General features: G+C 54.2%; 7 protein-coding genes and 1 riboswitch. Of the genes, 1 reads left to right on the plus strand and 6 read right to left on the minus strand.

Going from position 1 to position 7,166, the window contains the following annotated elements; genetic code table 11:
- A partial coding sequence (locus tag ABJQ89_RS07205; RefSeq protein WP_348495579.1) for a serine protease occupies positions 1-872 on the plus strand: 872 nt, incomplete at its 5' end.
- 3 nt (positions 873-875) lie between these two features.
- Here the strand turns inward: ABJQ89_RS07205 and ABJQ89_RS07210 are convergent.
- The 6 genes from ABJQ89_RS07210 to ABJQ89_RS07235 all read right to left on the minus strand — a co-directional run.
- Positions 876-2,471 carry a thiamine pyrophosphate-binding protein gene (locus ABJQ89_RS07210; protein ID WP_348495580.1) on the minus strand — a complete coding sequence of 532 codons (1,596 nt, stop codon included), beginning with the start codon at positions 2,469-2,471 and terminating at the stop codon, positions 876-878.
- A gap of 1 nt (position 2,472) precedes the next feature.
- Positions 2,473-3,921 (minus strand): TrkH family potassium uptake protein, encoded by a 1,449-nt coding sequence (locus tag ABJQ89_RS07215; protein WP_348495581.1) that lies wholly within the window; start codon positions 3,919-3,921, stop codon positions 2,473-2,475.
- A gap of 72 nt (positions 3,922-3,993) precedes the next feature.
- Positions 3,994-4,206: a DUF1127 domain-containing protein gene (locus ABJQ89_RS07220; RefSeq protein ID WP_348495582.1), complete on the minus strand. Its 213-nt coding sequence runs from the start codon at positions 4,204-4,206 to the stop codon at positions 3,994-3,996.
- 127 nt (positions 4,207-4,333) lie between these two features.
- A complete protein-coding gene (gene folE2 / locus ABJQ89_RS07225) occupies positions 4,334-5,425 on the minus strand; it encodes a GTP cyclohydrolase FolE2 (protein WP_348495583.1) in 1,092 nt (363 codons plus the stop codon).
- A 174-nt stretch (positions 5,426-5,599) separates the two neighbouring features.
- Complete coding sequence (gene metZ, locus ABJQ89_RS07230; protein ID WP_348495584.1) at positions 5,600-6,781, minus strand: O-succinylhomoserine sulfhydrylase; 1,182 nt, start codon at positions 6,779-6,781, stop codon at positions 5,600-5,602.
- 62 nt (positions 6,782-6,843) lie between these two features.
- A riboswitch (SAM riboswitch) is annotated at positions 6,844-6,920 on the minus strand.
- A 48-nt stretch (positions 6,921-6,968) separates the two neighbouring features.
- Positions 6,969-7,166: septation protein IspZ (locus tag ABJQ89_RS07235; protein WP_348495585.1), on the minus strand; the 198-nt coding region annotated here is incomplete at its 5' end.

Below are 7,166 nucleotides of genomic sequence, written 5' to 3' on the forward strand. Positions count from 1 at the left end.
TACCGCTTGATGGTGAACGTAGCCGCAGCAACAACAGCTTCTCGCTGATTGGTGAAAACGATCAAATTATCTCACAAACCGAAGTCAGCCTGAAAGACGGTCACGTCAAAGGCTTTACGCTGATTTGGCCAAAAGGCGATGAAGAACGTCGCACCCGTTTGCTTGCTGAAATGCAGGCCAGCTTTGCGCGCCTTGACGGTGTGCTCGATCCGACAGCGGGCATGGATGAGTTGCAGCAAATTGATCTGGTCTCTGGCCTAAAGATCCGCACGCCCCGCCTGTCGCGCAGTGGCTTTTATGTCGCCTCCAATGGCGCGGCTTTGACCACGCTTGAGGCGGTACAGTCCTGTTCCCGCATTACAATTGACGGTGATTATGACGCGCAGATCGCAGCCACGGATGAAGCCCACGGGCTCGCGTTGCTGCGCCCAGATGAGGCACTTGCCCCAGCAGGTGTTGCGTCCTTCCGCGAGGGTGCGCCGCGTCTCAAGACAGATATCGCAGTCGCAGGATATCCGTTTGAAGGCGCCTTGAACGCGCCAACGCTGACGTTCGGAACCTTGGAAGACCTGCGCGGCCTTGCTGGTGAAACAACGCTCAACCGGTTGGAACTGGACGCAATGTCAGGCGACGTTGGCGGCCCTGTTCTGGACACAGCCGGCGCGATCATTGGCATCTTGGCCCCCAAGGAAGTGAAAGGCCGCACGCTGCCAGCAGGTGTTGGGTTCTCAATCCCGAATGATGTCATCGCAGACATGCTTTCCGGTGCGGGCATTTCAGGCAAAGCGTCAAGCCAAAGCGCCGCGCTGCAGGCAGAAGATTTGGCGAGCCTCGCAGCTGACATGACTGTGCTTGTCAGCTGCTGGGAATAAGCCTTAAGCGCCTAAGATTTCAGGCGTTACATAGATAAGCGTTGGTCCTTGATGGGCCAGCGCTTTTTTCATGTCGCGCGCCAAATCCTTAAGTGATGCAGGATGCGCGCTCGCAGCGCCGTAGGCTTCTGCGAGTTTGCAGAAATCAGGGTTTTGCGCGATCACTGCGTTCGGCGCGATTTGACTGCGCACCATCGCATCCTCGATTTCTTTCAGCTTACCATTGTCCCACAAGATAATCGGCAAACTGAGACCTAGCTCAACAGCCACGCCTAATTCTTGCAAGGTATATTGAAAGCCATAGTCCCCAGCGATGGCCACAACGGGCTGCGCCCCAAGTCCGATTTTGCCACCGATTGCAGCAGGCAAAGCATAGCCCAACGTGCCAAAGCCATAGGGGTGATGCCAATGACCAGCTCGCGGCATGTCCCAAACTTCTTTAGCCACATAGGCAAACTGGGTCATATCGGAATAGACCATCACATCATCCGGCAACATCGCCTGCAAAGCATCACAGATCGGCACGATATAGGGGCGCTCTGCGTCCACCTCGCTCCGCCAACGCGCGCGCATATTGGCGACCAGCTCCGCATCCCAGCACGGGTCACGATCATCGATGCGTGCGGGAATGGCAATCGCCATTGCCCTTAAGAAACTCTCGGCATCGCCTTGGATGAGCAGATCATCTGGTTTGCCTTGTGCCAGAACGCTCGGATCAAGATCCACACGGATCATTTTGCACGTGTGACCCAATTCATCGCGCCACAGATCGACCTCAGCCAACTCTGTACCAATCGCAATAACGAGGTCAGCTTGGGCAAAAATGTCTGCACTATCGCCGCGCGCGAGCGCCGCGCCAAAGTTCAAGGCCGTACCAATCGGCACAACGCCCCGCCCTGCATAGCTCGTGAAAGAGGCCGCGCCGCTCATACGCATGAGATCGCCAACAACATCAGCGGCCCCGGCAGCCCCGCCGCCAAAGACGAAGATTGGTTTTTGCGCGGTTAGAAGCAACTCAATCGCTTTATAAAGCTGATCGTGCGACGCTTGCGGGATGATAGGCGCGTCAAAAGGTGCAGGCGCGGCGTCCGCCAATGATCCAGCCAAAGCGATGGGCACCTGTATATGTTTTGATCGTTTGCGCGCGCCCTCGAACTCTGCAAAGGCGCGATCAATCAATTGATAGGCCGCAGTACTGCTGCGGACCTCTTCTGACCAATCACAAACCGTCCGCGCCGCCCCCGCTTGGTCCAGCATCTGATGAAGTTGGCCACGTTTGGCGGATGTTTCATCAAGGCAGGAAGAAATCGCAAGCACAGGCACGCTATCGGAATAGGCCTGCCCCAACGGTGTCATCGTATTACACAGCCCCGGTCCGGTAATCACATAGGCCACGCCCGGCTTACCCGTTGCGCGCGCGTAGCCATCGGCCATGAAACCTGCGCCCTGTTCATGCCGTGCCAGCACATGGGTGATCCCCGCCTCTTCGATGCCGCGATACATTTCGACATTATGCACTCCGGGAATTCCGAAAATCACGTCCACATCACGCGCTTTTAGCATATGTGAAATTTGTGCACCAAGGGGGCGTTGATCCATATTAAGCTCTCCAAAAACCAACAGTTAAGATTGCGTAGACTGCCATAAGCTCCAAGCGACCGATGAGCATGCCAACGGCCAAAAGCCACTTGGCTGTGTCGTTCAGGCCTGCGTAGTTCCCCGCAGGGCCAATTTCAGGTCCAAGGCCAGGGCCGATATTTGCCAGTGCCGATGCCGCGCCAGAGAGCGCCGTCACCAGATCAAGACCTGTCATGCTCAGCGCGACGGCCAACAGCCCCATGGTCACCATAAAGAAAACGAAAAAGGACATGACGGAGCTGAGCACATCTTCGCTCACAGCGCGCCCATCAAAGCGCGGTGTGAAAATGCCATTTGGCGAATGGATACGGCGCATTTGCGTACGTATAGATGCAAAGAGAATTTGATAGCGAAATATCTTGATCGAACAGGCAGTCGATCCAGCGCAGCCGCCAATCAGCCCAGCAAAGAAGAACAGCGCAATAAGGAAAGAACCCCAAAGCATATAGTCGGCGCTTGCATAACCCGTGCCAGACACGATGGAGATGATGTTGAAAATCGCTTGGCGCAATGCAGGTTCAAAAGCGCGGTCTTGAGCGAAAATAAGAACCCCCGCGCAAATAAGAACGAGGATTCCTATCGTTTTGAAAAACCCACGCACTTGAGCGTCGTGCCAGACGGCAAGGCTGTTGCCATTCAATAGCTGCACGTAGCGCACGAAGGGCAAGGCCGCCAAGATCATAAAGACCGAAGCGACGTATTCAGTTGCCGCAGGAAATGCACCAAACGAGGCGTCGTAATTCGCAAAGCCACCCGTGGCCACAGTCGTCATGGAATGCACGGTCGCATCGAACGCGTTCATGCCAAAGACCATATAGCAAACTGCGCAGGCCAAGGTGATCCCGATGTAGATATAGGACACTTGTGAGGCGATCGTCGTTGCGCGGGGCAAGATTTTACCCATGGTATCAAAGCCTTCAGCGCGGAAGATTTGCATACCACCAACGCGCAGCTCTGGCAAAAACACCATCGCCACAACAATAATACCGACGCCACCAATCCACTGCATTAGACCACGCCACAGCAGTAATCCTTTGGGGAGATCATCCAAACCTGTGATGACCGTCGCGCCTGTGGTTGTCAGGCCCGACATGGCTTCAAAGAACGCATCAATAAAGCGCAGTTCAGTCGCCCCAAACATGAAAGGCAACGCGCCAAACAAGGGCAGCGCAAGCCAAACGCCGGTGGTCAGAAGAAAGGTCTGTTGAATGTTGAGGCCGGATTTGACACCGTTAGAACATGCAAGGGCGATCATCCCGCCAATCAGCATTGTCAAAAGGGCACTTTGAAGAAAAGCAGGCCAGTGACCGCGCGCTTCTGCGATATCAACGAGCAAGGGCAGCAGCATAGCGATGCCCAAAATCATGACCAAAAGGCCGATCACATATCCAACGGGGCGAAAGTCCAACATAAGCGAAGGCTTGGCCTCAAGCCTTCGCGCTGTCAAGCAGATGCACGAAGTCGACGCCCCGTTTGGAGGGTTTTAGAGGTAGTGGTCGCGAAAAACGTGCAGTGCGATCTCGTCGCGCTTCAGACCTTTTGCAGCCAATTCGCTGTCGCTCAGGCTCTCGTAATATTCGAACTCAGCAGAGCGTGAACGCGCGAGCGTGTAGTTTTCAAATGCAGTTGCGATTGCAGAACCAACGCGTGCAAAAAAGGAAGGTTCGATTGAAACGGAGTGGTCTAGAACAGCCATGATAGTAACCTCTGTGTGTAATGTCGTTCGTGTTGAAATCAACTTAGACACAGCGGAATTGCATTGTAAGGTTTTGGCCCCTGCTCATTCCGCATTGCAGCAATGCATCCGCAGCAAGGCTCTAATTTTAACCGACGTGAAACAGCGTGCTGAACAACTTTGGATCAAGACTATTCCCAGCAAAACTAGGGCCTTCAGTCAAAACACTGACCGCATCATGGCTGTGCAAACTCTCTTGATGAGAGGCCACAACACGGAAATCACCGATGCGCGCGTCCTTCAAAAGCTGCTCACAAAATAGGCGCGCCGCGTCTTCGACGAAGATTGGGTTGGCTGCATTTAGCTCTGCGAAGGCCTGTTCGTCCTCGCGTTTCACCATGACTTGGGTTTCAGTTGGCACCGCTGCACGGCAATGATCGATCAAATCTTCGAACCAGAGAATGGATTTGCCGATCAATTCAACCGAGATACGCGCAACCGAACGCTGGGAATGCGGCGTTGCCAATTGCCCCCTGCTGCTGCGCGCATGTTCGCTCAGCTCGAGCGAACATGGGCACGTGGACGAATAAACGTAATCCACATGCATGAACTTTTTGCGCACGCCATTCTGCTCTGCCAATTCCATCGCGATATCGTAGTATTGATACCCAGACAGACCCGAACGCAGGCTCTCGATCTTCACAGGGAAGGAAAAGCGCATCTGCAACCGCGCATCAAAGCTTTCGAGATCGGATTTGTAATCATCTAGCGCCGCTTCAATCACATCGAAACTGAACGTCTCCTCTGCGCGGCGATAAAACGTGCGCATGATGCGGGACATGTTGATGCCCTTTTTATCCGCCTCAAGGCTCACAGTGCCTGTCACTGAGGTTTCCAACGTCAGATCGCCACCATGTTTGGTGTGAAACCGGATCGGCAGGCGGAAATTTGAAATTCCCACGTGTTGAATCAGCTGTTTTGAGCCGCGAATGAGCGAGCTTGGGCCATTTTGAAGATCAGGCAACGTGGCTTTGTAGGCCGAATCGACGGTGAAATCGGTGGGATATTCATTGTTCAACGCAGGGTAAGTTGCGCCATCGAGCAGCGCGCGCATATTCGGATCAAGCGCGTCGATTTCGTCAGCGCTTGCCTGAGAGGCCCAGCGTTTCAAGACGTCGAGCGCTTTTACAGCATCCTCATCGCTTGTGTGTTCGCTGTTGATTGTCGCCCGAACGTTCATGACAGGCCCCCGAATAAAGAGTGTTACCGACCCTTATATAGGGTCAGTGTCGTCTTTTCCTACGAAATTACGCAAAGCCGCAGTGGCAAAGACGAAGCGAATAGAGGCAAACACGACAATTCACCTCCTATCCACTTTGCACAACCGCGCCAATCTGATCGCCAGTTGCGGTGCTTAGGCCTTTTCCAAAGCTTGCAAAACATCCGCGATGAGATCGTCGCTATCTTCAATACCAAGGCTGAGACGGACCAGACCGGGCGTGATGCCAAGCGTCTGTTTCTGATCCTCTGGCAGGCGCTGATGCGTCGTTGCTGCTGGCGGTGTTGCAATGGTTTTAGCATCGCCCAGATTGTTGGAGATAATCGCAATTTGAAGTGCGTTGAGCGCGCGGAAAGATGCTTCCTTGCCGCCCTTGATGTCAAAGGACAACATCGTGCCGCCATTGCCCATCTGCTCCATTACAAGCTCATGCTGTGGATGGCTCGGGTGACCTGGATAGATTAAACGTTCCAGTTTCGGGTGACCATCTAGCGCCGCTGCCATCTTGGCCGCCGTTGCCGCCTGCGCACGCACGCGCAAATCCATTGTCTCAAGACCCTTCAGCATGATCCAAGCTGTGAACGGGCTCATCGAGCCGCCGGTATGCTTCATGTAGGGTTCAACCGTGCCGCGGATCAACTCGCGACTGCCTAGGATTATCCCGCCAAGTGCGCGACCCTGCCCGTCAATGTGTTTCGTCGCTGAATAGACAACAATGTCCACGCCCTGCGCGATCGCGTTGGAGAAAACAGGCGTTGCAAACACGTTGTCAGCCACGACCAATGCGCCGACATTATGGGCCAATTCACAGACGGTTTTAATGTCGATTACTTCCAGCGTCGGATTGGAAATCGTTTCAAAGAACACGACCTTGGTGTCTTCGCGGATTGCGTCCTGCCATGCTTGGTTGTTCGTGCCATCCACGAGCGTGACCTCAACCCCCATACGCGGCAAGATTTCATCCAAGATGTACAGACAAGAGCCAAAAAGCGCGCGCGAGGCGACAACGTGATCCCCCGCTTTCACCAATGACATCAACGCGCCATTCACCGCGGCCATGCCGGAGGCTGTCGCAAAACCGTCTTCACAGCCCTCAATGGTGGCCATGCGCTCTTCGAACATCGCAACTGTCGGGTTGCCGTAGCGCGCATAAATATATTCGTCAGGTTCGGTTTTCAGGAACCGCGCTTCGGCTTGCTCCGCAGTCTCATAGACGAAGCCTTGCGTGAGGAAGATTGCCTCACTCACTTCGTTCCATTGGCTGCGTTTACTGCCTGAATGCACCAATTTCGTGCGGGTGTTCCAGTCTTCACTCATAGCTCTCTCCAAACGCGGGGGCATTGCCCCACGAAAAAACCCCGATGCGGTCAAGCATACGGGGTTCCCGAGCCTTGACCTTTTAGCGGCATATTTAAAGTGGCCCACAATCCGGTATCAAATCGCCACTGTCTTTTGATTACGCCCGTGCGAAATGATCGTCAACGCACAAAACCGCACTTTTGCGTCAGCTTTCGAGGTCCATATACTTTTGCAACATCGCAAATTGTGACCATAGGAAAACAAACAACAGGATCGGAAACCCGAAAGTTTCAATCTTGACCCACGCGTCTGTGGACATCGTGCGCCAGACCAGTTCATTCCCGAGCGCGAGCGCGCCAAACATCGCCGTCAAACGACGCGTTAGGATCATCCAACCTTCTTG

This window comes from Planktotalea sp. (genome assembly GCF_039984035.1).
Taxonomy (GTDB): Bacteria; Pseudomonadota; Alphaproteobacteria; order Rhodobacterales; family Rhodobacteraceae; genus Planktotalea.